This is a genomic window from Bordetella genomosp. 5 (assembly GCF_002261475.1).
Lineage (GTDB): Bacteria > Pseudomonadota > Gammaproteobacteria > Burkholderiales > Burkholderiaceae_B > Bordetella.
In genome coordinates, this window is sequence record NZ_NEVN01000005.1 from 297,822 (window position 1) to 319,671 (window position 21,850).

General features: G+C 68.2%; 22 protein-coding genes. 5 read left to right on the plus strand and 17 right to left on the minus strand.

The window, feature by feature from the left end:
• Nucleotides 1-2 precede the first annotated feature (2 nt).
• Complete coding sequence (locus tag CEK29_RS11440) at nt 3-668, minus strand: lysozyme inhibitor LprI family protein (RefSeq protein WP_094858150.1); 666 nt, start codon at nt 666-668, stop codon at nt 3-5.
• The gene (locus CEK29_RS11445) at nt 665-1,894 is read right to left on the minus strand and encodes an SMI1/KNR4 family protein (RefSeq protein ID WP_094858151.1); all 1,230 of its coding nucleotides are present in this window, start codon (nt 1,892-1,894) and stop codon (nt 665-667) included. The genes CEK29_RS11440 and CEK29_RS11445 overlap by 4 nt, the downstream gene beginning before the upstream one ends.
• 123 nt (nt 1,895-2,017) lie before the next feature.
• On the opposite strand from CEK29_RS11445, the gene CEK29_RS11450 reads away from it, so the two are divergent.
• From CEK29_RS11450 to mobB, 4 genes are all read left to right on the plus strand, one after another.
• Entirely contained in the window at nt 2,018-3,220 is a 1,203-nt protein-coding gene (locus CEK29_RS11450) for a putative sulfate/molybdate transporter (protein WP_094858152.1), read from the plus strand.
• An 84-nt stretch (nt 3,221-3,304) separates the two neighbouring features.
• On the plus strand, nt 3,305-3,898 hold the full coding sequence (mobA, locus tag CEK29_RS11455) for a molybdenum cofactor guanylyltransferase MobA (RefSeq protein ID WP_094799893.1): 594 nt from the start codon (nt 3,305-3,307) through the stop codon (nt 3,896-3,898).
• Nucleotides 3,895-5,175, plus strand: a complete 1,281-nt coding sequence (gene moeA / locus CEK29_RS11460; protein WP_094799894.1) for a molybdopterin molybdotransferase MoeA — start codon at nt 3,895-3,897, stop codon at nt 5,173-5,175. Before mobA ends, moeA begins: the two co-directional genes overlap by 4 nt.
• 12 nt (nt 5,176-5,187) lie before the next feature.
• On the plus strand, nt 5,188-5,712 hold the full coding sequence (gene mobB / locus CEK29_RS11465; protein ID WP_094799895.1) for a molybdopterin-guanine dinucleotide biosynthesis protein B: 525 nt from the start codon (nt 5,188-5,190) through the stop codon (nt 5,710-5,712).
• 126 nt (nt 5,713-5,838) lie between these two features.
• On the opposite strand, the gene CEK29_RS11470 is transcribed toward mobB, so the two are convergent.
• From CEK29_RS11470 to CEK29_RS11480, 3 genes are read right to left on the minus strand one after another with little or no spacing between them, the layout of a single operon-like run.
• The gene (locus CEK29_RS11470) at nt 5,839-6,657 is read right to left on the minus strand and encodes an extracellular solute-binding protein (protein ID WP_094799896.1); all 819 of its coding nucleotides are present in this window, start codon (nt 6,655-6,657) and stop codon (nt 5,839-5,841) included.
• Nucleotides 6,654-7,355, minus strand: a complete 702-nt coding sequence (locus tag CEK29_RS11475; protein ID WP_094858153.1) for an ATP-binding cassette domain-containing protein — start codon at nt 7,353-7,355, stop codon at nt 6,654-6,656. The genes CEK29_RS11470 and CEK29_RS11475 overlap by 4 nt, the downstream gene beginning before the upstream one ends.
• Nucleotides 7,352-8,095, minus strand: a complete 744-nt coding sequence (locus CEK29_RS11480; protein WP_094858154.1) for an ABC transporter permease — start codon at nt 8,093-8,095, stop codon at nt 7,352-7,354. The genes CEK29_RS11475 and CEK29_RS11480 overlap by 4 nt, the downstream gene beginning before the upstream one ends.
• A gap of 218 nt (nt 8,096-8,313) precedes the next feature.
• Between CEK29_RS11480 and CEK29_RS11485 the strand changes: the two genes are divergently transcribed.
• The gene (locus tag CEK29_RS11485; RefSeq protein ID WP_094799899.1) at nt 8,314-9,435 is read left to right on the plus strand and encodes a substrate-binding domain-containing protein; all 1,122 of its coding nucleotides are present in this window, start codon (nt 8,314-8,316) and stop codon (nt 9,433-9,435) included.
• Between the two features lie 87 nt (nt 9,436-9,522).
• Here CEK29_RS11485 and CEK29_RS11490 read toward each other — a convergent pair whose 3' ends face one another.
• From CEK29_RS11490 to CEK29_RS11545, 12 genes are all read right to left on the minus strand, one after another.
• Nucleotides 9,523-9,921, minus strand: coding sequence for a hypothetical protein (locus tag CEK29_RS11490; protein ID WP_094799900.1), 399 nt, complete (start codon nt 9,919-9,921; stop codon nt 9,523-9,525).
• Nucleotides 9,922-9,940: 19 nt separating this feature from the next.
• Entirely contained in the window at nt 9,941-11,101 is a 1,161-nt protein-coding gene (locus CEK29_RS11495) for a formate dehydrogenase subunit gamma (RefSeq protein ID WP_094858155.1), read from the minus strand.
• A 13-nt stretch (nt 11,102-11,114) separates the two neighbouring features.
• Nucleotides 11,115-11,339 (minus strand): hypothetical protein, encoded by a 225-nt coding sequence (locus tag CEK29_RS11500; RefSeq protein WP_094799902.1) that lies wholly within the window; start codon nt 11,337-11,339, stop codon nt 11,115-11,117.
• Nucleotides 11,336-11,971 carry a formate dehydrogenase FDH3 subunit beta gene (gene fdh3B, locus CEK29_RS11505; protein ID WP_094858156.1) on the minus strand — a complete coding sequence of 212 codons (636 nt, stop codon included), beginning with the start codon at nt 11,969-11,971 and terminating at the stop codon, nt 11,336-11,338. Before fdh3B ends, CEK29_RS11500 begins: the two co-directional genes overlap by 4 nt.
• Before the next feature lie 10 nt (nt 11,972-11,981).
• Nucleotides 11,982-14,948 carry a formate dehydrogenase subunit alpha gene (locus tag CEK29_RS11510; protein WP_094858157.1) on the minus strand — a complete coding sequence of 989 codons (2,967 nt, stop codon included), beginning with the start codon at nt 14,946-14,948 and terminating at the stop codon, nt 11,982-11,984.
• 17 nt (nt 14,949-14,965) lie between these two features.
• Nucleotides 14,966-15,169 carry a twin-arginine translocation signal domain-containing protein gene (locus tag CEK29_RS11515; protein ID WP_094799905.1) on the minus strand — a complete coding sequence of 68 codons (204 nt, stop codon included), beginning with the start codon at nt 15,167-15,169 and terminating at the stop codon, nt 14,966-14,968.
• A gap of 157 nt (nt 15,170-15,326) precedes the next feature.
• On the minus strand, nt 15,327-15,956 hold the full coding sequence (locus CEK29_RS11520; RefSeq protein ID WP_094858158.1) for a TorD/DmsD family molecular chaperone: 630 nt from the start codon (nt 15,954-15,956) through the stop codon (nt 15,327-15,329).
• Nucleotides 15,953-18,049, minus strand: a complete 2,097-nt coding sequence (locus CEK29_RS11525) for a 4Fe-4S binding protein (protein WP_094799907.1) — start codon at nt 18,047-18,049, stop codon at nt 15,953-15,955. The genes CEK29_RS11520 and CEK29_RS11525 overlap by 4 nt, the downstream gene beginning before the upstream one ends.
• A gap of 11 nt (nt 18,050-18,060) precedes the next feature.
• Complete coding sequence (locus CEK29_RS11530; protein ID WP_094858159.1) at nt 18,061-18,738, minus strand: DUF3306 domain-containing protein; 678 nt, start codon at nt 18,736-18,738, stop codon at nt 18,061-18,063.
• Nucleotides 18,735-19,322 (minus strand): DUF3305 domain-containing protein, encoded by a 588-nt coding sequence (locus tag CEK29_RS11535; RefSeq protein ID WP_440588323.1) that lies wholly within the window; start codon nt 19,320-19,322, stop codon nt 18,735-18,737. Before CEK29_RS11535 ends, CEK29_RS11530 begins: the two co-directional genes overlap by 4 nt.
• A gap of 8 nt (nt 19,323-19,330) precedes the next feature.
• Nucleotides 19,331-20,419 (minus strand): iron-sulfur cluster carrier protein ApbC, encoded by a 1,089-nt coding sequence (gene apbC / locus CEK29_RS11540; RefSeq protein ID WP_094858160.1) that lies wholly within the window; start codon nt 20,417-20,419, stop codon nt 19,331-19,333.
• A 161-nt stretch (nt 20,420-20,580) separates the two neighbouring features.
• Entirely contained in the window at nt 20,581-21,795 is a 1,215-nt protein-coding gene (locus tag CEK29_RS11545; protein WP_094858161.1) for an MFS transporter, read from the minus strand.
• Nucleotides 21,796-21,850 lie beyond the last annotated feature (55 nt).

The following is a 21,850-nucleotide window of genomic DNA, read 5'->3' on the forward strand; positions in this document are numbered from 1 at the left end:
GGCTACTTCACCGGAAAGTACGTGCCGGCCAGCCGGCCGTTGTGGCCGCAATAGGGCGGACCATAACTGTCCGGACCCGAGTTCGTTTCTTCGACCACGAGCGCCGCGCCAACGCGCTTGAAGGTCAGGACCCAGCCTTCGTTCTCGGGGTCTTTGAACACCAGGGCATCGCCCTCGGCGCGCAGCGGCCCCTTGGTCTGGCAAAGCCAGCGCGCGTTATGCGGTTGCGCCGACGAGGCCTCGTGTTGCCAGGTGCCGTCGGCGTTCTTCTTGATGGTCACCAAACCGGGCAGGTTGCCCCACACGCCGGCCGCATCCTTGCGTGGGCGGTGATCGAGCGCGCGAAAAAACGCCTCGCGCCAGCGCAGCTGTTCGGCGAGCTCCTCGGCGCCGGTCTCCTTGTTGAAGGGCCGCGCATAGGCCTCGTCGCGAGTCCCGATGAAATAACGCTGGTCGGCGGTGAGCGCCTTGGCGGTCGTGTCGTCGAAGGTCTTGCGCGCCTCGCCGTATAGGCGTGCGATGTTGGCATCCGCCGTGGCCATGGCCGGATCGGCGCAGATGGCCTTCTCGACGGCGCTCTTGGCCTTGGCGCAATCGAACGAGGGCGCCGCCTGAGCGGCGAGGGCGGTCATGCACAGGGCGAACGCGGGGAGGAAGCGGAATGTCATGCCGTGAATGTCTTCAGGTTGTCGAGGCGCTCGGCCAGACCGGCTTCGCCCAGGTAGTGGCTGAGTTTACCGGTGCGCACGCGGCGCAGGCTTTCCTTGTAGTCGGCCGCCAGCGCCGTGCGCGCCTCCTCGAACGACGCGCTGATGCCCGGGCCCGCGGCCCGCGCCACCAGGCGGGCCGACTCGGGACTGCCGCAGGCCACGCACTTGGCCATGGCAAGGCCATCGGGCGTCGCGCCCCGGTCCAGCAACAGCGCGACCAGCGCGGGGTCGGGTTGTCTGTCGACGTGCGTGAGCGCATCGGCCGGCACCGCCGCGCCGGCCTCGATCAGTGCACGCGCCGCCGCCTCCGCATGGCCCACCAGGGCCACGTCGACGGGCGTGGCGCTGCCGCGCAACGGCGCATCGAAGCGCATGCCGAGCGCCGCGAGCTGCCGCACCAGCGCGGCGTCGTCCTGCGCGATGGCGTGCGCCAGCGCGAGCGAGGCCAGGCGGGGCTCGCGCAGCAGGCTGCCGTCGGCCAGCGGGGCACGCCAATCCAGCATGGCGCGGCGGTAGAACGCCACCAGCTTGTCCGCCAGCGCCTGCGGCAGACCGGCGGACTCGACGCGCTCGTCGAGATACTCGAGCAGGAACACCCCCGGGCTGTCGAGATTGGTTTCGGGGTCTTCTTCGAGGCTCAGCGCGGCGAACGCGCCGTCCAGGTCGTCGGCGAAGGTGACGACGGCATCCTGCTGCAGCGTGTGAGTCCAGCCCGGCAGGCCGCGCTTCCAGGCCACGACGCTGCCGTACTGCGGGCCGGGCGCGACCACGACGTAGATGCGGTCGCAGTATTCGAAACCGCCAACCGGCAGGTAGCGCAGCTTGCCGTCCGATTCGGTGCCGCTCTCTTCGGCCGCTTCTTCGGCGCACTCCTGCTCGTGCTCGATCCAGCCCTGGAGATCGCGATAGTGCTCGCTGCCGTCGTAGAACAGCTCCGACCAGCTCAAGGCTTCTTCGTTGCCATCCATGGTGGCGCGCAGGTCGTAGGCCAACTCGCCACCGGCGGTCTTGCGCCATAGCGCCAGGAGGGCCGGCGGCAGCGGGGCGGCGCACAGCGCTTCGATCTCGTCGATGCGGGCCTGCGACAGCGCGGGCTGCACGCCGTACAGGACGCGTCCGGCGTGGACCACGACGCCGTGTTCGCGCAGCGCATGGAGTTCGTCGGGGGTAAACGTGTCGCTCATGATGCTTCTCTGAGATATCTGACCCCGGCCGATTCTACCCGCGCGTCAGGTCAGGCCGGGTCTTCTACAATGCGCTCTCCGGGCTGCCGCCTCACCGGCGCGCCCTTGTTCCTGGACGCAACCATGGCCGATTCCGGCAACGGCGGCGCCGGCTCGCACGAGCCGCACGCCGACGACCCGACGCTCAACCGCCCGCCGCGCAATCGCTACGATCGCATGGAGTGGGCGGGCGCGTTCGGCGACCTCGGCACCCTGATCCCGTTCGTGGCCGCGTACATCGGCGTGCTCGGCATGGATCCGCTCGGGGTGCTGTTCGCCTTCGGCGTCGCCATGCTGGTCTGCGGTCTGGTGTATCGCACGCCCATCCCCGTGCAACCCATGAAGGCGATCGGCGCGGTGGCCTCGATCCAGGCCGTGCAGACGGCCGTGGTCACGCCGGGCGCGGTGCACGTGGCCGCGCTGGCCACCGGCCTGACCTGGCTGGTGCTCGGCGCCAGCGGGGCGATGCGCCACGTGGCGCGCTGGGTGCCGCCGTCCGTGGTCGCCGCCATCATGCTGGGTCTGGGCGTGGGCTTCATGTTGCAGGGCATCAAGATGATGCAGGGCGATCTGGTGCTTGCCGTGCTGGCCGGCGTGCTCACACTCAGCCTGATCGGCAACCGGCGCATGCCGGCCATGTTCGCGGTGCTGGTGTTCGGCGCGGCGGTCGGCGCCTGGCGCCAGCCCGAGCTGCTGAGCCGGCTGGCGGCGATGCCGATCGCGTTTCGTCTGCCCACGGTCGAGCTGAGCGGCGTGAGCTGGAACGAGGTCTTCGTGGGGGTGGTGCTGCTGGCGCTGCCGCAGATTCCGCTCACGCTGGGCAACGCCATCCTGGCCATCACCCAGGAAAACAACCGCCTCTTTCCGGCGCGCCCGGTGTCCGCCGGGCGCATGTCGGTGTCGACCGGCCTCATGAACCTGTTCTCGGGCGTGGCGGGCGGCGTGCCGATGTGCCATGGCGCGGGCGGCATGGCGGGCCATGTGGCCTTCGGCGCGCGCACGGGCGGCTCGGTCGTGATCCTCGGCGCCATCCTGCTGGCGCTGGCGCTGTTCTTCAGCGGCGCGGTGACGACCCTGTTCGCGCTGTTTCCGCCCGCGGTGCTCGGCGTGCTGCTCTTCGTGACCGGTCTGCAACTCGCGCTGGGCACCGGCCCCTTGCCGGGCGAGCGCGCAGAGCGTGTGGTGGTGCTGGCCTGTGCCGCCGTCTGCATCTGGAACGTGGCCGCGGGGTTTCTGGTGGGGCTTGCGCTGCATCACGCGGCGCGGCGTGGCTGGCTGCGCCTCTGAGCCGCGCGGGCAGGGCGGGCGGGGTGACCCGGTATACTGCCCCCATCACCGCGCGCGCGTGCGCGCCAGCCCCAAACCGATCCGATGATAGATAAAAACCAAATCACTGGCCTGATCCTGGCAGGTGGCCGGGGCAGCCGCATGGGCAACGTCGACAAGGGCCTGCAGAATTTTCAGGGCATCCCGATGGCGATGCATGCGCTGCTCAGACTCGGCCCGCAGGTAGGCGCCATCATGATCAACGCCAACCGCAATCTGGGCGCCTACGAATCGATGGGCGTGCCGGTCTGGCCCGACGCCACCGGCGATTTCGCCGGCCCGCTGGCGGGCGTGGCGGCCGGCCTGGAGCGCTGCGAGACCGACTACCTGGTCACCGTGCCCTGCGACACGCCGCTGTTTCCGCTCGATTTGGTCGAGCGCCTGGCCGCGGCACTGGAAGAGGCCGGCGCCGAGATCGCGATGGTGGTCACGCCCGACGGCGACGGCGTGCGCACCCAGCCCGTGTTCATGCTGATGCGCGCCTCGCTGCTCGACGGCCTGCTCGTGTTCCTGCACGCCGGGCAGGGCAAGGTCGAGCGCTGGGCCGACAGCCACGCCTGCGTCCAGGTCATGTTCGACGACGTGCGCGCCTTCACGGGCGCCAACACCCTCACCGAATTGCATCAGCTCCAATCATGAGTACCACGCTTCCCCCCAGCCTCGCGGCCATCGCATCCTGTGTCAACGGCTACGATCCCGACGCGCTGCCGATCGATCAGGCGCGCGAGTTCATCGACCGCCTGGTCCCGCGCCTGCAGACCACCGAAAGCGTGCCGTTGCGCAGCGCACTGGGCCGGGTGCTGGCGCGCGATATCGTCTCGGGCATCGACGTGCCCGCGCACGACAACTCCGCGATGGATGGCTATGCCCTCTACGGCACCGACCTGCGCGCCGACGGCGACACGGTGCTGCAGGTCGTGGGCAGCGGCCTGGCGGGCGAGGCGTTCCACGGCACGGTTCAGCCGGGCCAGTGCGTGCGCATCATGACGGGCGCGGTCATGCCCGCGGGCCTGGACACCGTGATCCCCCAGGAGTTCGTGCGCCAGCAGGGCGACGACATCGCCATTCCGGCCGGCGTGCTGCGCGCCGGCGATAACCGCCGTCTTGCGGGCGAGGATCTCGCGCGGGGCGAGCCCGCGCTGTCGGCGGGCCGCGTGCTGCGTCCGGCCGACATCGGCATGCTGGCGTCGCTGGGCCAGGGCGAGGTCCCCGTGCGGCGCCGCCTGCGCGTGGCGTTCTTCTCCACCGGCAGCGAGCTGCGCTCGATCGGCGAGACGCTCGACGAAGGCTGCGTCTACGACAGCAACCGCTACACCCTCTGGTGCATGCTGCAACGCCTGGGCGTCGACGTGATCGACATGGGCGTGGTGCACGACGACGAGGCCGCGCTGCGCGAGGCCTTCGGCCGCGCCGCCGCCGACGCCGACGTGGTGATCACCTCCGGCGGCGTGAGCGTGGGCGAGGCCGATTACACCAAGAAGGTCATGGCCGACCTGGGCGATGTGCTGTTCTGGAAGATCGCGATGCGACCCGGCCGGCCCATGGCCATCGGCCGCATCGGCGAGGCGATCCTGTTCGGCCTGCCCGGCAACCCGGTGGCCGTGATGGTCACGTTCTATGCGCTGGTGCGCGACGCGCTGCTCGCCATGAGCGGTGCCACGCCGCAGGTGCTGCCGCTGTTGCGTTGCGTGTCGCCCCGGCCGATCCGCAAGAAGCCGGGCCGCACCGAGTTTCAGCGCGCCATCGTGTCGCGCGCGGACGACGGCAACTGGCATGTGTCGGTCACCGGCTCGCAGGGCTCGGGCATCCTGCGCAGCATGAGCCAGGCCAACGGCCTGCTCGTGCTCGGGCACGACAAGGGCAACATCGAGGCCGGCGAGCTGGTGGATGTGCTGCCGTTCGACGGTCTGCTGTAAGGCGGTGCGCTGATGACCCGAGTGATCGGCTTTGCCGGCTGGAGCGGCGCGGGCAAGACCCAGCTGCTGACTGCCCTGATTCCGGTGCTGAAAGCGCGTGGGCAGTCCGTGTCCACGCTCAAGCACGCCCACCATACCTTCGATATCGATGTGCCCGGCAAGGATTCGTACCGCCACCGCGAGGCGGGCGCGAGCGAGGTGCTGATCGCGTCGGCGTCGCGCTGGGCATTGATGCATGAGCTCAACGGCGCGCCGGAGCCCGAGCTGCCCGAGCTGCTGGCCCACATGAGTCCGGTGGATCTGGTGCTGATCGAGGGGTTCAAGCGCAATCCGCACATCAAGATCGAGGTGCATCGCGCGGCCAACGGCAAGCCCTGGCTGTATCCCGACGATCCCAGCATCGGCGCGATCGCCAGCGACGTGGCGCCGCCCGCGGGCTGTGCGCTGCCGTGGGTGGGACTGAACGATTACGCCGGCATCGCGGACCTGGTGCAGGCCCATGCGTGGCCGCTCGCGCAGGTGACGCGGCCGGCCTGACGGCGGAAGGGCTGACGGCGGAAAGACTGACGGCGGCCGCCACACCCTCAAGCCGCCGCGGAAGCGGGCGGCACGGCTGCCGCCGGACCGCCAGCCGCCGGTTCGCCGGCCGCCCGCCTCACTGCATCACTTCTGTGCGTTCGGGAAGAACAGTTGCTGGCCGTTGATCTTGTAGCTGGCGATCGTGTCCTGGCCGGCCTTCGAGGTCACCCAATCCACGAACTTCTGCGCGGCGGCCGACTTCACGTGCGCGTGCTTGGCGGGATCGACCACCATCACGCCGTATTGGTTGAAGAGGCGCTTGTCGCCCTCGACCAGCACCTTCAGGTCGCCCGGATTCTTGAAGCTGAGCCAGGTGCCGCGGTCGGACAGGACGTAGCCATTGGTGGACGACGCCATGTTGAGCGCCGGGCCCATGCCGCAGCCGCATTCCTTGTAGCCGGAGCCCTTGTTCTCGACGCCCGCCTGCTTCCAGTAGCGCAGTTCGGCGGCGTGCGTGCCGCTCTTGTCGCCGCGCGAGATGAAGGGCGCGTTGGCCGCCGCCAGCTTGTTGAGCGCGGCCACGATGTCGTTGCCCTGCGCCTTCGCGGGGTCCTTGGCCGGTCCGATCAGCACGAAGTCGTTGTACATGACCGGGTAGCGCTTCTGCGCATAGCCCTCGGACACGAATTTCTCTTCGGCCGCCTGGTCGTGCACGAACACGACATCGGCGTCGCCGCGGCGGGCCGTGTCGAGCGCCTGGCCGGTGCCTTGCGCCACGACCTTGATGTCGATGCCGCTGTCTTTCTTGAAGGCGGGCAACAGATGCGCGAACAGGCCGGACTGCTCGGTCGAGGTGGTGGACGCCATCGTGATCGTCTCCGCACGCGCGGTCGATGCCAGGCCCAGCAGGGCGGCCAGACAGGTGAGGGCGGCGCCGCGGCGCAGGGTCTTGTGCAGAGTCATAAGATGCGTTCTCCCTTGAGGAACAGGCTGGCGGTCTCGGGTAGCGGACCGTTGAAAAAGTCGTGCACGGCGAGGTCGGCCAGGATGCGGCCGCCGTCCAGATACACGACGCGGTCGGCCAGGCGCTGGACCTGGCCGAGATTGTGGCTGGCGAAAATCATGGTGGCGCGCGGCTGGGCCTCGGCGCCGAAGTCCTGCATCAGGCGCTCGACCTCGCGCTTGGCGTGCGGATCGAGACTGGCGGTGGGCTCGTCGAGCAGCAGGGCATCGGGCGCCAGCGCCCAGGCGCGGGCCAGGGCCAGGCGCTGCTTCTGGCCGCCCGACAGGCCGCGCGCGTTGCGTCCGGCGAGCTCGGCGAGTTCGACGCGTTCCAGCGCCCGGGCCGCGCACGCACGGGTGGCACGCCAGGGCGTGCCGCGCAGCCAGAGCCCGAGCCGCACGTTGTTGAGCACCGATGTGCGCAGCATGTAGGGATGCTGGAACACCATGGCCTGGCGCGCGGCCGGCAGGCATCGCGCCACACCGGCGCTGGGGCGGGCGAGCCCGTTGAGCACGCGCAGCAGCGTGCTCTTGCCGCTGCCATTGGCGCCGACCAGCGCGATCCGCTCGCCGGCGCGGATGCTGAGGTCCACCCCGCGCAGCGCCTGCACGGCGCCGTAGCGCACCTGCGCCGCCTCGAGTTCGAACAGCACCGTCATGGCGCTTCGGGCGCCAGCGTGGCGATCCCGCGCAGACCGGCGTCGCGGCGTTCGCGCCAGCGCCGCACCTGCGCGCCCAGCACGTTGAGCAACAGCACGACGGCGAGCAGCACGATGCCGAGCGCCATCGCCATGGGCAGATCGCCCTTGCTGGTTTCCAGCGCGATGGCCGTCGTCATCACGCGCGTATAGCCATCGATGTTGCCGCCCACCACCATCACCGCACCCACCTCCGAGACGGCACGGCCGAAGGCCGCGATCACGATCGTGATCAGCGCGAAGCGCTCGTCCCAGAGCAGCAGCAGGCTGCGCGAAAACGCGCCCGCGCCGAGCGAGCGCAGCTGTTCGCCGTGGCCGCTCTCGGCATCGCCCACGGTCTGGCGCACCAGCGCCGTGACGAACGGCAGCACCAGGATGGTCTGCGCCAGCACCATGGCCTTGAACGAAAACAGCCAGCCCAGAAAGCCCAGCGGGCCCGAATGCGACAGCAGCAGATACACGATCAGGCCGACCACGACGGAGGGCAGGGCGAGCGAGGTGTTCAGCAGGGTATGAACGATGGACTGCCCGCGAAAGCGCGCCACGCCCAGCCATGCGCCCGCGACCATGCCCAGGGCACAGGCGAGCGCACAGGCCGTCACGCTCACGGCGAGCGAACGGCCCACGATGGACAGCAGCAGCGGATCGAAGCTCGTGATGAGCCGCAGCGCGGTCAGAATGCTTTCGGAAAATGTATTCATAGGGGTTTGCCAGTACGCGCGAGGGTATCGCATGGCGTGGCGGGCGGCCATATGAACTGATTTGCATAGCGTGCCGTGACGAGGGGCGCTAAGCTTTACGGCAGCTGTCGGCAAGGCCCCCGCCCACCGCCGGGCCGCCCCAAGGTGGGCGCGCCCCCTCGGGGGGCAGCAAGCCGAAGGCGCAGCGTGGGGGCAAACACTCTGGCATACTCGCCGCCGTGCATCGAATCGAATTGAACTATCTGCTGGGCGCCGACGACGCGCGGCCGGCCCTGATCCGTAACGCGCTGATGGACCTGCTGGTCGCGGTGCGCGAGCACGGGTCCATCTCGTCCGCGGCCAAGGCCCTGGGGATGTCGTATCGGCACGTCTGGGGCGAGCTCAAGCGCTGGGAGCAGATCCTCGGGCGCACGCTGATCGTCTGGGACAAGGGCCAGCCGGCGCGGCTCAATGAGTTCGGCGAGAAGCTGCTGTGGGCTGAGCGCCAGGCCCAGGCGCGGCTCGCGCCGCAGATCAGCGCGCTGCATGCCGAGCTCGAGCGCACCTTCGCCGTGGCCTTCGACAACGCCGCGCACGTGGTGCCGCTCTACGCCAGTCATGACGACGCGCTGGCCGCATTGCAGGAGCATGCGGTCGACCTGGCCAAGCTGCACCTCGACGTCTCGTATGTGGGCAGCCTCGACGCCATCAGCGCGCTCAATGAAGGCCGTTGCGTGATGGCGGGCTTCCATACCCGGCAGCAGCCGGTGCCGGGATCGCGCAGCGAGCGCGCCTACAAGCCGCTGCTGCAACCCGGTCAGCACAAGATCATCGGCTTCGCCCAGCGCCAGCAGGGCCTGATCGTGCCGCGCGGCAATCCGCGCGGGCTGCGCACGCTGCAGGATCTGCTGCAGCCCGGCCTGCGCTACGTCAACCGTGGCCTCGGCACGGGTACGCGCGTGCTGTTCGACGAGTTGCTCGAAGAGGCCGGCATCGATGGCGGCGCCATCACCGGCTACACGCGCACCGAGCCCTCGCACAAGGCCGTGGCCCACGCCGTGGCGTCCGGCAGCGCCGACGCGGGCCTGGGCATCGCCTCCACGGCGGTACACGAGCGGCTGGACTTCGTGCCGCTCATCACCGAAAACTACTTCCTGGTGTGCCTCAAGTCCACGCTGGAGCTGCCCGCCACGCAAGCCTTGCTCGCGCTGCTGCAGGGCGACGCCTGGCAGGAGCGGCTCGCCCGCATGCCGGGCTACACGCCCGTGCGCAGTGGTGAGGTGCTGTCCTTGAGCCGCATGCTGCCCTGGTGGGACTTTCCCGACAAAGCCGACAAGCCCGGCCGCCGGGCCGCGGGGTAACGACGGCTTCAATGAAACGAGCCCGGCACCATGGCCGGGCTCGTTTCATTGCGCCACGCGCCGGCGAACCGGCGCAGTGACACGGCCTTACTTCGTCTGCGCTTCGGGCTTCTGCTCGGACTGCGGCTGAGCCTGCGGCGTGGCGTTGTTGGGCGGCTGAGTGGCATTGCCTGCCGGCGAATGCGCGCCGCCGGTTTCGAGCGGCTTTTCCTCGGGCTTCACATAGGCGAAGGGACCGGGGTCCGTGCAGCCGGCGGTCGGCACCGGCGGACGCGTGGTCTTGCCGTTGGCCTTGGCCTGCTCGTAATACACGGAGGCCACGCGATCCTGCGCTTCGCACAGCTGGAACGCATCGACCTTGGCGGCCCAGGCCGCCTTGGCGGAGGCTTCGTCCGCGCGGGCCTTGGCTTCGGGCGTGGGCGCGGGCAGCTTGGCAAACGCCGGCGCCGCGGCCATCACGAAAAGCATTGCGACGATCTTCTTCATGCTGACTCCTGGTTCTGCATCAGGCGCCGGCCGGCCGCGTCGGGCTGGTCTTGGCATCTTTATCGGGGGTGCGCTGGGCCGGGATCTTGCCGTCCTTGATGTCGTCGTACCAGTACTCGTGGTGCTCACGCGCCCAGGTCTCGTCGACATAGCCGGTTTTCATGGCCTTGAACGCGCCTTGCATGCCGATGGTGCCCAGGTAGATATGGCCCATGATCATGCAGGTCATGAGGAGCACGGCGACGCCGTGGATCATGTGTGCGATCTGCATGTTGCCGCGGGTGTAGCTCAGGCCCGGCACGACCATGTCGAGGAACAGGCCCGAAAACACCGAGATCAGGCCCAGGAACAGCATGCCGCCCCAGAACATGATCTTCTCGCCCGCGTTGAAGCGGTGCGAGGGCACATGATCGCCGGTCAGCAGGCCGCCGCCTTTCTTGAGCCACAGCAGATCGTAGCGGCGCGGGATGTTGTCCTTGAAGAAGGTGATCAGCACGACCACGAGCGACACGGCGAAAACCGGCCCGACGAAGTTGTGCACCGTCTTCAGCACCCAGGTCATCCAGCCGAACAGGGCGCTGCCCATGATCGGCAACAGGAAGAACTTGCCGAACGCCATCACGATGCCGGATAGCGCCAGGATCACGAAGGCCGCGGCGTTGACCCAATGGGCGGCACGCTCGAAGTACGTGAAGCGCTCGATGCGCCGGCCGGTGGGCTTGTCGTGCAGCTTGATCGAACCCTTGCCGAAATAGAACAGCAGGATCGCGACGAGCGCGATCAGCAGCAGGCCGCCGCCATAAGGAATGATCCAGTGGTTGCGCACCTGGCGCCAGGCTTCGCCCGCCGTGGTGTAGTCGGAACCCGGGTACTGCACGAAACGCTGGATCAGGATGCCGGCTTCGGGCGCCTGGCTCTTGGGCAGGCTGGAGTAGCCCGGCTCGCCCGAGTTGACCTGACGCCAGAACGGCGCGTTGTTGCCCGGCTGGACCTTGGCGCGCTCGGCGTTGGTCTGCTCGGTATAGCCCGGCAGCTGATTGGCGTCGGGCTTGACCTCGAAGATATTGGTGCTCTGGATGTGGCCCAGGCCGCCGCCCGGAGGCGGCGAGGCGTTCTGAGCCGCCGCGGGCGCGAGGGCCGCGGTGCTGATCACCAGTGCTGCGAAGAGTGACCGTATCATGGCGAACTCCCGGTCAATACACTTTCGTGTATTCGTTCTGGCCGCGCTGGGCGCGGGTTTTCAGCTCTTGCTGCCAACTGTTCTTGTCGCCCGGCTTCCAGCCCGAGGCCATGAAGTTGCTGCCCGTGCCGTCGTACAGCGGCTTGCCGCCGACGTCGGTGTGCTGCATCTTCTGGGGCTGCTCGGTGCAGGCCGTGAGCGCCAGGACCCCCGCGAGAAGGACGAGGCGCGCGATCATGGCTTGGCCTTCGCGTCGGTGCCTTGCTGCGGCGGCTGGCCGGCCTGCTGCGAGCCGTAGGCGGTGCCCCAGCCCCAGACTTCGGCGCCCTTGCCACGATGCAGCACGCGGGTGCGGAAGATGTCGGCCACGACGTCGCCGTCGCCGGCGAGCAGGGCCTTGGTCGAGCACATCTCGGCACAGGCGGGCAGCTTGCCTTCGGCAAGGCGGTTGCGGCCGTACTTCTCGAACTCTTCGGCGCTGCCGTGCGCCTCGGGGCCGCCGGCGCAGAACGTGCACTTGTCCATCTTGCCGCGCACGCCGAAGCTGCCCTGCGAGGGGAACTGCGGGGCGCCGAACGGACAGGCGTACGAGCAGTAGCCACAGCCGATACAGGTGTCCTTGTTGTGCAGGACCACGCCTTCATCGGTGCGGTAGAAGCAGTTCACGGGACACACGGCCATACAGGGCGCGTCGCTGCAGTGCATGCAGGCCACCGAGATGGACTTCTCGCCGGGCACGCCGTCATTGAGCGTGACCACGCGGCGGCGGTTCACGCCCCACGGCACTTCGTGTTCGTTCTTGCAGGCGGTGACGCAGCTATTGCACTCGATACACCGTTCTGCATCACAGACAAATTTCATGCGAGCCATTGCGCTCTCCTTAAGCTCTTTCGATGTTGCAGATGGTGGTCTTGGTTTCTTGCATCATGGTCACCGAGTCGTAGCCATAGGTGGTGCCGGTGTTGATGGCTTCACCACGGACGATCGGGGCCGCGCCCTCGGGGTAGTGCGAGAGCAGATCCTTGCCCTGCCAGTGACCCGAGAAGTGGAACGGCATGAAGGCGGTATCGACGCCCACGCGCTCGGTCACGAGCGCCTGCACGTTCATCCGCGCGCCGGTCGGCGTGAGCACCCAGCAGCGATCACCGTTGCGGATGCCGCGGTCGGCGGCCGCCTTGGGGTTGATCTCGACGAACATCTCCTGCTGCAGTTCGGCCAGCCAGGGGTTCGAGCGGGTTTCTTCGCCACCGCCCTCGTACTCGACCAGACGGCCGGACGTGAGGATGATCGGGAACTTCTCGTACATCTTGTCGGCGACGTTCTTCTTCTGCAGCGAGGTGTAGACCGTGGGCAGACGCCAGAAGGTCTTGATGTCGCTCTGAGCCGGATACTTCTCGACCATGTCCGGGCGCGTGCCGTAGATCGGCTCGCGATGCTGCGGAATCGGATCCGGGAAGTTCCAGACGACGGCGCGCGCCTTGGCATTGCCGAAGGGGTGGCAGCCGTGCTCTTTCATGACGACGCGGATGATGCCGCCCGACGAATCGGTCTTCCAGTTCTTGCCTTCGGCCGCCTTCTTTTCGTCGGCGGTCAGGTCGTCCCACCAGCCCAGCTTCTTGAGCAGCACGTGGTCGAACTCGGGATAGCCGGTGGTGAGATCGGCGCCCTTGGAGTGGGAGCCGTCTTCGGCCAGCAGGCTGACGCCATTGCGCTCGACGCCGAAGTTGGCGCGGAAGTTGCCGCCGCCATCCATCACGTGCAGGCTGGTGTCGTACAGATTCGCGGTGCCCGGATGCTTGAGCGACGGGTTGCCCCAGCACGGCCACGGCAGGCCGAAGTAATCGCCGGTGAGGTCGTAGCCGGTCTCGGGATCCTTGCCGCCCTTGGCGCGCAGGGTCTTCACGTCGAACACATGCATGTTGCGCATGTGGGCCTTCAGGCGCTCGGGGCTCTGGCCCGTGTAGCCGATGGTCCAGACGCAGGCGTTGATCTCGCGCAGGATGTCTTCGATGGAGGGCTCTTCCATGCCGCCCTTGGCCTTCTCCATCTTGTAGTTCTTGACCAGCTCTTTGCCGAAGCCCAGCTTCTCGGCCATCTGGTACATGATCATGTGATCGGTACGGCTTTCCCAGAGAGGCTCGATCACCTGCTCGCGCCATTGCAGCGAGCGGTTCGAGGCCGTACAGGAGCCACGCGTTTCGAACTGCGTGGCGGCCGGCAGCAGGTACACCGCACGGTTGGGGTTCAGCTCTTCGGGCTTGCCCGGCATGGCCGCCATCGCCGCGGTGGCCGACGGGTAGGGGTCCACCACGACCAGCAGGTCGAGCTTGTCCATGGCGCGCTTCATCTCCAGACCACGGGTCTGGGAGTTGGGCGCGTGACCCCAATAGAACACCGCGCGCAGGTTGGTTTCCTGGTCGATGAGGTCGGGGTTTTCGAGGACGCCGTCGATCCAGCGCGACACCGTGATACCCGGCTTGGTCATCATGGCGGGGGAGGCGTAGCGGCTCTTGATCCAGTCGTAGTCGACGCCCCAGGCGCGCGCGAAGTGGCGCCACGAGCCTTCGGCCAGGCCGTAGTAGCCGGGCAGCGAGTCGGGGTTGGGACCGACGTCGGTCGCGCCCTGGACGTTGTCGTGGCCACGGAAGATGTTGGTGCCGCCGCCCGAACGCCCGACGTTGCCGAGCGCGAGCTGCAGAATACAGGAGGCACGCACGATGGCGTTGCCGATCGTGTGCTGGGTCTGGCCCATGCACCACACGATGGTGCCGGGGCGGTTTTCGTTGAGCGTCTTGGCCACATTGAAGACGGTGGCTTCGTCGACGCCACAGGCCTCTTCGACCTTCTCGGGCGTCCACTTGGCCAGCACTTCGGCCTTGACGTCGTCCATGCCGTAGACGCGGGCCTGCAGGTAGGCCTGGTCTTCCCAGCCGTTTTTGAAGATGTGATACAGCACGCCGAACAGGAACGGAATGTCGGTGCCCGAACGGATGCGCACGTACTTGTCGGCCTTGGCGGCGGTGCGCGTGAAGCGCGGGTCGACCACGATCACCTTGCAGCCGGTTTCCTTGGCGTGCAGCAGGTGCAGCATCGACACCGGGTGGGCCTCGGCCGCATTCGAACCGATATACAGCGCCACCTTGGCGTTCTGCATGTCGTTGTACGAATTGGTCATGGCGCCGTAGCCCCACGTATTGGCCACGCCGGCCACCGTCGTGGAGTGACAGATGCGCGCCTGGTGGTCGCAGTTGTTGCTGCCCCAGTAGCTCACGAACTTGCGCATCAGATACGCCTGTTCGTTGTTGTGCTTGGACGAGCCGATGAAGTACACGGAGTCGGGACCGCTTTCCTTGCGCAGGGCGATCATGCGATCGGTGATTTCCTGCAGGGCGGTGTCCCAGCTGATGCGCTGGTACTTGCCGTTGACCAGCTTCATCGGATAGCGCAGGCGGTGCTCGCCGTGGCCGTGTTCGCGCAGCGCCGCGCCCTTGGCGCAGTGGGCGCCGAGGTTGATCGGCGAATCGAACACGGGCTCCTGGCGCACCCAGACGCCGTTCTCGACGACGGCGTCGACGGCACAGCCCACCGAACAGTGACTACAGACCGTGCGGCGCACGGTGAGCTTGGTATTGCCCACCGCGACCTTGCCGTCGGCGGCCTCGGCGCGCTTGACCAGCGCGAGTTGGGTGGCGGCGAGACCGGCGCCCACGCCCAGGCCGGAGCGGCGCAGGAACGTGCGTCGGTCCATCGTGGGCAGGGCCTGGGACATGCCGCGGCGCAGGCTGCGGATGAAATGCGAATCGGCGGCGCTGTCGGCGGCGCCACCGGTTTTTTTGGTGAGCAGCATAGGTCTCGCTCCGCGAATTAAACGAGAGTGGTCTTGTAGTAGCGCTTGACGTGCTCGCTCACGCGATAGCCGCCACCACGCTCGGGAGCGGGCTGCGCTTGCGGCGCGGCGGGCGCGGTCTGCACGCCCGGCAGGACGACGGCACCCACGGCGGCGGCGCCGACGGCGGCCGAACCGGCAAAGAATTTGCGGCGTGTACGGTCGATGGGGTGATCGGACATGGTCGTCTCCTGGGCAGCTAGGTATGAAAAACTTTGCATAATGTACCTCGCGGCAGAAGAGTGCAGCAACCGTCCCTATTCTCGGAAGCAAGTTGCAGCGCAGCAATCCGCGCGGTTTGTAAATGGAAAAAGTGTGCTTTTTCCGGTGCTTACGGTGTCAGCCGAGCATGTCGAAGCCCTGGGCCTCGACGGTGACGAAGGCTTGCGTGAAGGCGGCAACCGCGCCGTAAAAGCGCGCCGCCGGGTGGGCGATGATCACGTCGGCCATGTCGCCCGTCCAGGGCTGCAGGTGTGCCGCGAAGAAGCTGCGCTGTTGCGTCAGGTTGGCCACCGCCGCGTCGTCGCCCGCAATCAGATAGCGCATCACCTCGCACAGATAGGCGATGTGATCCTCGGTCTCGGGCATGGCCGGATCGCGGGCCAGGCCCAGCGCGGCCAGGTCGTCGCGCAGGCCCACCAGCGGCTTCTCGTTGAGAAAGCCGGTGAGGTAGTGCGAGCCGAACAGATAGATCTCGGGCTTGCCCACGCCGCCGAACAGCGCCTCGTACTCACTGGCGATGGCCGCGTCGGTGGCGGCCTTGGCCTGTTCGACCAGGGCCTGCCACGGCGCCTCCAGAAAGCCGCCCGCCATCGGCGCTTCGGGCGCGGCCGCGCGCACGGCGGCCAGCAGCTCGGGCGAGGGCGGGGCGTAATACAGCTGGGCCAGCAGCCCGTAGATTTCGGCGCGCGCGACTTCTTCGTCGAAGCCGGCGGGAGAGAGGTCGGCGAGGGAAACGGAAGCGCTCATAGTTGGGTGATCTTGGTTTCGTTCTCGGACGAGTACATATCGATGACGCGGCAATCGCCGCACATCTTCAGGCGCTCGAGAGCGGCGCCCTGGAACATGGCGTGGCCGGCCAGCCGGCCCACCATGGCGTCGATAGCCTTGGCGGTGCCGAAGGGCTTGCTGCAGCGCACACAATGGAATGGCTGAGTCTCATTCACGACCACCGCCTCCTTGCGCTGCGGCGTGAGCAACAGGCGCGGCACCAGCTCGATCGCCGACTCCGGACAGGTGGTGGTGCACAGGCCGCACTGAACGCAGTTCTTCTCGAGGAAGCGCAACTGCGGCGACTGCGGATTGTCGAGCAGCGCGCCCGAGGGGCAGGCGCTGACGCAACTCATGCAGAGCGTACAGGTGTCGCGGTTGACGCGCACGCCGCCCAGCGGCGAACCCTGGCCGGGCACCCCCGCGGGCAGCGCGATCGCCTCCGGCAAGCCGGCCGGCGCCTGCGCGATCAGGTGTTCGAGCGCGAGCTCCAGCGTGCTGCGCTTCTCGGGCGCGAGGGCGTGGCGCGCGGCGGTACGAGGCGCCTGCGGCACCTCGGCCACGAGCGCGAGCAATTGCGCGTCGAGGCTCGCGGTGTCGGTCGCCCGGCGCAGGTGCAGATGCCGGCCCGCATAGCCCAGGCCGTTGAGCAGGGTCTGTGCGATGTCGAGCTGGGCGTCGAGCCCGGCCAGATATTGCGGCGCCTCTTCGTCGGTGGTCAGCACCACGACCTGCGTGGCGCCGTAAGCCACGGCGGAGAGCCACAGATCCGGGCCGAGGCTGGCCGTATGCCAGAGCGGCACCGGAATGACGTTGGCCGGCACGCCGTGCGCGCGCTTGAGCTGGGCCTGGCGGCCGAGGTCTTCGATCAAGGCCTGGCCGTGCTCCTGGCTGTGCAGCAGCAGGACCGCGTCGCGGCCGCCTGCCTTGGCGTAGGTCGAGAGCAGCGTGCGCAGGCGCGCGCCCTGGTCGGGGTTGCGCGGATAGCTGTAGGTGAGCGCGCCGGTGGGGCACACGGTCGTACAGGCGCCACAGCCCACGCACAGATTCGGATTGACCTTGATCTGCTGGCCGCGCACGTCGCTCGAAATGGCCTGGGCCGAACAGATCTCGACACAGGCGTTGCAGCCCACGGTGGCGTTGCGGCTGTGGGCGCAGAGCTTCTGCTTGTAGTCGAAGAACTTGGGCTTCTCGAACTCGCCGACCATGTCGCGCAGGCGCATCAGCACGCCGGGATTGACGCCGTCCCAGCGGAAATAGCCCTGCGGCGGCGCGTGCTGCGTGAAGAGCGGCTGGGTGCCGAGATCCAGAATCAGGTCGAAGGTTTCGGCGAAGCTTTCGGGCGAGCGGCTGAAATCGATGGCGCCCGCCACGGTACAGGACGCCGCGCAGTCGCGGTGATTGCCGCACTTGGCGCGGTCGAGCTGGTAGTCCAGCCCGATCGCGCCTTCGGTACAGGCGGTGATACAGGCGTTGCAGCGGGTGCACAGATCCAGGTCGATGGGGTTGTCCTGCGTCCACTGCACCTCGAAGGCGCCGAGCCAGCCGGTGGTGCCGGTGAGGCGGCCCGCGAGCGTGGGAAAGCGCCGGTTCTGCGCGCCGCCATGCTGCCCCGGGCCTTGCGAGAACAGGGTGACGTTGAGCACGTCGTCGAGCAGCGCACCCGCCTGTTCGGCGCGGTCGAGCGGACCGACGATGAGCAGGCGGCCCGCGCTCTTGTAGCTGACCACGGCCACCGGATCGGGCTCGGGCAGATGCGCGGCGGCCAGCAGCGCGGCGAGCTTGGGCATGGCCTGGTCGGCATCGCGGCTCCAGCCACCGGTCTCGCGAATGTTCACGAACTTGACCGGGGCGACGGCGCCCTCGGTCGCGGCGCCCAGCTCGCCGAACAGGCGCTTTTCCTGGGTACAGGCGACGACGACGTCGCTATCGCCGCGCACGGCCTGCTGGAAGGCGCCCGCTTCGCGGCGGCACAGGGTGGAATGGCGCGTGAGCGTTTCGCCCAATGCCTCGCCCAGCGCCTCGGGCGCGAGCGGCATCGTGCGATTGCAGTCGCAGATCAGTGTCGTCATGGTACGGCTCGTCAGTGCTTGTGTTTCCGGGCTGCGGCCTCGGCCACGGCCGGATCGCAGTCTTGCGGATCTGTGCCCGCTGGGGTGTGGCGTTCGTCGGCGGCCGCGACGGGCGTGCCGATCGCGGCCTGATGCATCGCGTCGTCGGGCGCGGCCAGGCTCTCGCCGGCGGGCGCCACCGGGTCGGCCGCGGGTTCGTTCAGCACGGCGCCGGCGGCGCAACGCGCTTCGTCTTCGAAGAATCCGAACACCTTCGACACCGCCATTTTACGCAGCATGGATTCGGGCAGCGGGGCCTGCTGCGAATAGTCGTCGATGTAGATGTCCAGGCCGTCCATCACGTTGTAGTGCGGATCGGTGAACAGCTTCTTCAGCGCGGCGTTTTTCACTTCCGGGCTGACTTCGCGCGCCACGAACGCGCTGTAGTCGGAATCGGCCGTGAGCGCGCGCACATCGTCGAGCGTGGGCAGCGCGGGCGCGGCGGTATCGCCGGCGGGCGCACGCGCCGCGTCGGGCGCAGCCGGCGCCGAGACCTTGTCGGCAGGCGCCGGGGCAGTCGGCGCGGTGTCGGCGTCGGGCGCCACATCGGCCGCAGCCGGATCGTCGGCGGGGCGCGCCGGCTCCTGGCGCGCCTCGATCTTGCGGCGCGACCAGCGCTGCAGGAAACCGGAGGGCGGCGTATCGCTCATGACTGCCCCTGGCCGCCGCCGAACTTCTTGATCGTGCTCACCGAAGCCGGATTGCCGAAACGATCCTGCAGCGATTGGAAGCTGGCGGGACGGCGCCTGCGCTTGGGCTCCGGCACATAGTGCTGGGCGATGAATGCGCGCAGCCAGGCCACGATGGGCTCGGGCGCGGGGATCTGTTCCACGGTTTCCTGCGCGTCGAGCCAGCGCCCGGCGTCGTGGTAGCTCAGCGTGACGATCTCGGGCCGCGCGAGCGGCTCGTCGGCGATGGCGGCTTCTTCTTCCATGCGCCACAGCACGAACCAGCACGGCGCGGGCGCATCGGCGTTCAGCAGATAGCCCTCGGCGTCGTCCTTGAACAGCCGCACCGTGTAGCCGGGGTGCAGCCAGCGCTGCTGGTTGTCATCGTGATAGAGCAGGCGCGGCTGCGTGCCGAAGCCGCCTTCGTCGACCACCACGTCTTCCAGCACCCAGCGCCACTCCTGCCAGCGCGCCATCGCGCCGGTGATGCGCTCCTTGCGCATCAGCACGGCGACGTCCAGCGTGATGGGCACGTCGGGCAGAGGGGTGGCGGCGGGCGTGTCCATGGCCGGGTTCACGCGCGCTTGATCGAGATCGACGAAAACGCCGAGGAGTAGTCCTTGCCCATGTCGGCCACCGACACCGCCACCTGGCGTGCCAGCGACTTGTACAGACCGGCCACTTCGCCATCGGGATCGGACACGACCGACGGGCGGCCGCTGTCGGCCTGCATGCGGATATCGATGTCGAGGGGCAGGGCGCCGAGATAGGCCAGGCCATAGTCGGCCGCCATCTTCTTGCCGCCGCCTTCGCCGAAGATATGTTCGACATGGCCGCATTGGGTACAGACATGCACGGCCATGTTTTCGACCACGCCCAGCACCGGCACGCCGACCTTCTCGAACATCTTCACGCCCTTGCGCGCATCGAGCAGCGCGATGTCTTGCGGCGTGGTCACGACCACGGCGCCGGTGAGCGGCACCTTCTGGCTCAGCGTGAGGTGGATGTCGCCGGTGCCCGGCGGCATGTCAATGATGAGGTAGTCGAGATTCTTCCAGTTGGTCTGACGCAGCAGTTGCTCGAGTGCCTGCACGGCCATCGGGCCGCGCCAGATCATGGCTTCGTCGGCGTCCACCAGGAAGCCGATCGACATGACCTGCACGCCGTAGTTCTCGAGCGGCTCCATCGTGTCGCCGTCTTCGCTCTGCGGCCGGCCTTCGATGCCCATCATGAGCGAGAGGCTGGGACCATAGATATCGGCGTCGAGAATGCCGACGCGCGCGCCTTCGGCCGCGAGCGCCAGCGCCAGGTTGACGGCCGTGGTGCTCTTGCCCACGCCACCCTTGCCGGAGGCGACGGCGATCACGTTCTTGATATTGGGTAGCAGCGCCACGCCGCGCTGCACGGAGTGGCTCGTGATCACGCTCTGGACGTTGACGGACACGTTCTGCACGCCGGCAACGGTCTTGGCGGCGCCGATCAGCGCGCGGCGCAGCGCCGGAATCTGGCTCTTGGCGGGATAGCCGAGCTCGACGTCGAACGACACGTCGCCGTCGCCGCTGATGTCCAGGTTCTTGATCGCGCGGGTCGTGACGAAGTCTTTGCCGGTGTTGGGATCGACACAGGCTTGGAGTGCTTTGAGAAGGGTATCGGAGGCGACCATCGGGGTCTTACGCTAGAGAGATCGGGATGGCGCGGCCTGGGCGGAAGGGCCCGGGAGCGCCCGGACGAGTCATGTTATCAGACGTGACGACGCCGCCCCGGGCAATGGCCTTGGGGTACGTAGGGGTAATACCCCTGCGGCTGTCAGGGTAATGAGAACCGTTATTGTGCTGCCGCGGCGGCGCGCACCCGCACGCGCAGCCACCACGTCAAACCCAGGTTCAGGATGGCCAGCAGCGTCAGCACGATGAGCGTGCCCTGGCTACCCGCGTGGGTGATCAGCAGGCCGCAGGCCAGCGGGGTCAGGGCCTGGCACAACAGCGACGAGCGCGCCAGGCGGCCCATGACCGGCGCGAGGTCGGAGGCGGGCAGCAGGGACAGCGGCAGGGTGCCGCGCACCAGCGCGCGCAGGCCGTTACCGATGCCGTAGCAGACGATGCCGACGGCCGCGGCCTGCGGGCTGACCAGGATCAGTGTCAGGCCCAGCGCCACGAAGGCGGCCGAGATCACCGCCATCCAGATGGGATGCAGGCGCTTCATCGACAAGGTGATCACACGCATGGCGACCATGCTCGGGCCGATCAGCGCGCCCAGCGCGATCGCCGAGGCCAGCGAGTGCCCCGCGCCCTGCAGCAGCACGATGATCTGGACGGACACCGCGGTCATGAGAATCGCCGCGACCGAGAACACCCACGACAGCAGCAGATAGGTGCTGCGCGGCAGCGCCGCGCCGGTCGCGCCGGTGGACGCAGGCGTCGCCGACGGGGCCGCCGCCGACGCGTCGCGGCCGGTGTCCGGCGGCAGGCCTTTGAGGTAGAGCGGCGTGGCGCAGAGCGCGAGTACGGCGGCGTAGACGAAGCAGGTGCCGCGCCAGCCCAGGGGTTCGACGATCCACGCGAGGATGGGCCAGACCACGGTGGTGGCGAAGCCCGCGATGAGCGTGACGGCGTTGATCATCGAGCGCGCGCGCTGGCCGTACTGGATGCCGAGGGTGGCGAAGAGCGGATCGTAGAGACCGCCGGCCATGCCGGCGCCGATCAGGCACCAGCCGGCGATGAAGATCGCGAGGTTCGGCGCGGCCCCGACCACGGCAAGGCCGGCCGCCACGATCCAGCACGAGCCGATCAACAGGCGGCGGCCCTGGCGGCGCGCGATGAACACATTGGCGCGCGGCGACAGCAGGCCGGAGATCAGCACGCTGACCGTCAGCGCGCCATAGATCCAGGTCATGGACCAGCCGGTGTCGCGGTGGATCGGATCGGCAAGCACCGAGAGCAGGAAGAACGATCCGCCCCAGATCAGGATCTGGGCAATGCCCAGCAGAAAGCTCGCACGGAACGGCACGCGCGTGGAGGTTGGGGCCTGGGGGGGATTCATGACGACAGCGTGGAAGACGGCAACGAAGGCGAGAGTCTACGCCTGCCGCGGGAAG

Bases quoted from the DNA above. Each gene is read 5' to 3' on its own strand.
- CEK29_RS11450 (WP_094858152.1), top strand. From the start codon at position 2,018: ATGGCCGATTCCGGCAACGGCGGCGCCGGCTCGCACGAGCCGCACGCC.
- CEK29_RS11500 (WP_094799902.1), bottom strand. From the start codon at position 11,339: ATGATCGCGCGCCTCGTCCTTCTCGCGGGGGTCCTGGCGCTCACGGCC.
- CEK29_RS11490 (WP_094799900.1), bottom strand. From the start codon at position 9,921: ATGAAGAAGATCGTCGCAATGCTTTTCGTGATGGCCGCGGCGCCGGCG.
- CEK29_RS11545 (WP_094858161.1), bottom strand. From the start codon at position 21,795: ATGAATCCCCCCCAGGCCCCAACCTCCACGCGCGTGCCGTTCCGTGCG.
- CEK29_RS11495 (WP_094858155.1), bottom strand. From the start codon at position 11,101: ATGATACGGTCACTCTTCGCAGCACTGGTGATCAGCACCGCGGCCCTC.
- mobB (WP_094799895.1), top strand. From the start codon at position 5,188: ATGACCCGAGTGATCGGCTTTGCCGGCTGGAGCGGCGCGGGCAAGACC.
- apbC (WP_094858160.1), bottom strand. From the start codon at position 20,419: ATGGTCGCCTCCGATACCCTTCTCAAAGCACTCCAAGCCTGTGTCGAT.
- CEK29_RS11525 (WP_094799907.1), bottom strand. From the start codon at position 18,049: ATGACGACACTGATCTGCGACTGCAATCGCACGATGCCGCTCGCGCCC.
- CEK29_RS11535 (WP_440588323.1), bottom strand. From the start codon at position 19,322: ATGGACACGCCCGCCGCCACCCCTCTGCCCGACGTGCCCATCACGCTG.
- CEK29_RS11475 (WP_094858153.1), bottom strand. From the start codon at position 7,355: ATGACGGTGCTGTTCGAACTCGAGGCGGCGCAGGTGCGCTACGGCGCC.
- CEK29_RS11515 (WP_094799905.1), bottom strand. From the start codon at position 15,169: ATGTCCGATCACCCCATCGACCGTACACGCCGCAAATTCTTTGCCGGT.
- moeA (WP_094799894.1), top strand. From the start codon at position 3,895: ATGAGTACCACGCTTCCCCCCAGCCTCGCGGCCATCGCATCCTGTGTC.
- CEK29_RS11445 (WP_094858151.1), bottom strand. From the start codon at position 1,894: ATGAGCGACACGTTTACCCCCGACGAACTCCATGCGCTGCGCGAACAC.
- CEK29_RS11510 (WP_094858157.1), bottom strand. From the start codon at position 14,948: ATGCTGCTCACCAAAAAAACCGGTGGCGCCGCCGACAGCGCCGCCGAT.
- CEK29_RS11480 (WP_094858154.1), bottom strand. From the start codon at position 8,095: ATGAATACATTTTCCGAAAGCATTCTGACCGCGCTGCGGCTCATCACG.
- CEK29_RS11530 (WP_094858159.1), bottom strand. From the start codon at position 18,738: ATGAGCGATACGCCGCCCTCCGGTTTCCTGCAGCGCTGGTCGCGCCGC.
- CEK29_RS11470 (WP_094799896.1), bottom strand. From the start codon at position 6,657: ATGACTCTGCACAAGACCCTGCGCCGCGGCGCCGCCCTCACCTGTCTG.
- CEK29_RS11520 (WP_094858158.1), bottom strand. From the start codon at position 15,956: ATGAGCGCTTCCGTTTCCCTCGCCGACCTCTCTCCCGCCGGCTTCGAC.
- mobA (WP_094799893.1), top strand. From the start codon at position 3,305: ATGATAGATAAAAACCAAATCACTGGCCTGATCCTGGCAGGTGGCCGG.
- CEK29_RS11440 (WP_094858150.1), bottom strand. From the start codon at position 668: ATGACATTCCGCTTCCTCCCCGCGTTCGCCCTGTGCATGACCGCCCTC.
- fdh3B (WP_094858156.1), bottom strand. From the start codon at position 11,971: ATGGCTCGCATGAAATTTGTCTGTGATGCAGAACGGTGTATCGAGTGC.